Raw genomic sequence first — 332 nt, 5'->3', positions numbered from 1 at the left:
TTGGCGATCGGGGGCTGGCTGACCGGCACCACCTTCGTTACCTCCTGGTACACCCACGGATTGGCCTCCTCCTACCTCGAAGGAGCCAACTTCCTCACCGTGGCCGTGTCCACCCCCCCGAACAGCTTGGGACACTCCCTCCTCTTCCTGTGGGGACCGGAAGCCCAAGGTGACTTCACCCGCTGGTGTCAACTAGGCGGACTGTGGACCTTCGTCGCCCTGCACGGAGCCTTCGGCTTGATTGGCTTCTGCCTACGCCAGTTGGAAATCTCCCGTCTGTTAGGGATTCGTCCTTATAATGCCCTGGCCTTCACCGGACCGATCGCGGTGTT

Annotated in this window: 1 pseudogene; it reads left to right on the top strand. The window is 61.4% G+C overall.

The features are described 5' to 3' along the window. Nucleotides 1–332, top strand: a pseudogene (locus AC0QH1_RS00275) (photosystem II D2 protein (photosystem q(a) protein)); the annotation flags it as partial.

This window comes from Phormidium sp. CCY1219 (assembly GCF_055795085.1).
The sequence above is the reverse complement of the archived record's forward strand: the minus strand, read 5'-3'. Positions and strand labels throughout refer to the sequence as shown.